General features: G+C 31.3%; 2 protein-coding genes. Both read left to right on the top strand.

Going from position 1 to position 2,932, the window contains the following annotated elements; all coding sequences use genetic code 11:
* The first annotated feature begins 145 nt into the window (after nt 1-145).
* Nucleotides 146-1,819, top strand: a complete 1,674-nt coding sequence (locus DXU93_RS14895) for a hypothetical protein (RefSeq protein ID WP_123776156.1) — start codon at nt 146-148, stop codon at nt 1,817-1,819.
* Nucleotides 1,820-1,999: 180 nt separating this feature from the next.
* Nucleotides 2,000-2,320, top strand: a complete 321-nt coding sequence (locus tag DXU93_RS14890) for a hypothetical protein (protein ID WP_116882094.1) — start codon at nt 2,000-2,002, stop codon at nt 2,318-2,320.
* Nucleotides 2,321-2,932: the final 612 nt, after the last annotated feature.

Below are 2,932 nucleotides of genomic sequence, written 5' to 3'. Positions count from 1 at the left end.
ACTTCCGATAACACCCGCTAAGTATTATCGCCAACGAAACTTTTAAAATGAACATTTTGATTAAAATAAAATGACTACTTTAGACTAAATTAAAAATGAATGGCGACAATACGTAGCTTGGACGTTGTACTTCATGAACGATAAAATGGCAAGAATACTATCAATATTATTTTTAATACCGCTTTCCTTAATAGGGCAAGAAAATAATCTTTCAGAAAATCTTATATCGAAAGAGTTCTTGACAAGAAAAGGAGGTCAAGAACTAGATATTTACCTTTCTAGGTTTAGTTCGAAAGAACCAAAAAACCTCAAGGTAATTAACTTCTTAGCAGATGCCTTTTATCAAGAACTTTTTTATCGTGGAATGGAGTCACCTAAAATTGAAAAAAAGATAAAGGAAGAAGACCCTATTTTAGAATTTTCATTTTCTTATGGAGGTTTATTCGGAGGACCTAAAAAAGGATACAAAAGTCTTATTCATCATAAAAGAAGTGTTATGGGAGCAACTCGTTCTCGAACACTTGAAGAATTAAAAAGTCTGGACTTGATTTCGATTTACACTTATAATGAATCAAGAAGTAAACTAGCAGATTCTACGATCCGAAATGAGGTTGAACTTTTAATGTTTGTAAAGTCAAAAGAAGAATATTTTATAAAATACAACCAATACAAATCGGAAGAATTAAAATTTGCTCAAAACTTAATCGAGTTGAATCTAATTGATGAGTCTACTTATCAAAGCATAGAAAACAGCTATTCAAATCTTGAATTGAAAGGAAAACCAGCAATACTTTCATATTCTGACCAGTGCCAAATCATTAACCTACACGATTTTGAACCCAATCCAACGACTATTTATAATCATGTTTTCGAAGTTATTAAGCAATTAGTTCCTAATTTCAATTACTCTGATTTACAAATAATTCTTAAAGAATTGGAGGAAGAGTCAGACCTTGTAGAACAAAGACTAGAGGTCAGCTTTGTGGCAAATAATAAAACATATAAAAATGAGTTTTTTCATGATTTTAAAAGAGTCCGTAATTTCAAAGAACATCATAAAAATGACCTCCCAAATAAAATAAGCACAAAGTTTCATCAGGGTATAAATAAGTATTTAAGAGATAAAGGAGTTTCATACCGACTTCACACAATAAATATTAAAGATAGTCGGAGTGTATATGGTCAAGAAAAAATTGGATTGATCATTTTAAATGAGGAGCAATCAAAAGAATTAAATCAAGAAAGTTATTTCTTATCTGATGAAACCTTCGATAATAGATTCAACACTGAAGGTATTGAAAAAATCTTGCAGGACTTTGAATCGATAGGTTTGTTTAGTCATTTGACAAAAGAAGAATTTAAGGAAGGAAGGTTGCTCTTGGAGTCGAAAGACGTTAATGATTTCAATGATATTCTTTTTGCATTCCCTAAAATAATCGTATCGTTTGATTGGGAAACAGGCAACCTTAAAAACCCTTATCAAGAATTAACGAATCAATTTGGATTAGCATCTAGGGGTGTTTTTAACCCGACAAACATTAAAGATAATTTCGAAATTTCCTTCGATAACCAGAATAAAGTCGAGTATTCATTCTCATTTAAAAATAAGACATACTCTTCTTATTTAGATATGCAAGGCGACTGGTTAGACCCAAAATTTATGGCAATAATTGAAAAGTCTTTAAGCGAAAATGAAATAGATGGGAAATTTCAGTTCTGCTATGATAATGGACAAGAAACTGGCTTTATTTTCCTTACACAGAAACAACGGGAATTTATTGAGTCGAAGTATCCAGACTTAATTGTAAAATATGAATAACACGAAAGCACAACAATTTGTATAGTGCATATGCACCCTTCGGGATGCAAACGCACCATACAAGAACCGTTACCAGCAATGAAAAGAGCGTAAAAAACCACAAGATTAGACATGAAAACAATTCATTAGCTGAATATACAAACACATCTTTCTCTTATTGAAGAAAAATTTGAACGATAAATGAATAATTTAAAAACATCTAACTGGTTTTATTTATTTTATTTAGTTCTAATAGGACTGAGTATTAAAACCAACTTAATTATTCAAAATGTTTTGGATACATCGAATCCTCCAATCTCAGGAGACGCATTGGGAAATGGATTAACTGTTACTTTTCTTGTTTTAATTTGGGGGCTTTTTTCCATAATTTATTTCCTTTTTGCAATAGTCAAATACTTGGACACACGTAGAAAAATAATTTTAAAAAGATTGATACTTTCAATTTTAACTATCATTGTTATAGTTGGAGCAGCAATACTTCAAGCTTACATGAATATCTAAAAAGCTGGTAACACAGGTCTAGCAATGACGTATACTAAATCAAAGAGCGAAGAAAACTTAAAACGTAAACTTTACGAATGGTTGTTATTAAGGTGATTATTATTGTGCTCATTATTTTACTATTCATCGGCACCCCGATTGTATGGGTCCACTTTTGGCTTAAGTATATGAAGAAGTTTGTAGATACTTTAAACAAAAAAAAGAGTGACTTAGCGAGGCTAATAGTATCCAAAGAGATTATTTGGTTTGTTACGAGTCTATTATTACCATTTTTAATTTTCTTGTTAGTATTGCTTTACGGTTATTTATTCTAATGAATAGACTTAATATGCTGGTAACAACACCTAAAAAACACTGCAACGATTGCACTTCGAATGATAAATCATCCTCAGCTCAATCACTCTCCTTTCAAATTATTGCTTAACTTTATGGATAGCAGCGATTTTTTAGCTGTGGAACGTTAATCGTAAATAGTCCACCACGTGTAGGACAACCCACCCTCATATTGAACGCTTTATTTTTTCAAGATTTTTCTCCAAACTAAGAACGATAACCAGGTAATTTGCAAAATGATTTGGTTTTAAAATCTGTTTCGGGTAAACCGTGCAAACA

Source organism: Brumimicrobium aurantiacum (genome assembly GCF_003402975.1).
Lineage (GTDB): Bacteria > Bacteroidota > Bacteroidia > Flavobacteriales_D > Crocinitomicaceae > Brumimicrobium > Brumimicrobium aurantiacum.
The sequence above is the reverse complement of the archived record's forward strand: the minus strand, read 5'-3'. Positions and strand labels throughout refer to the sequence as shown.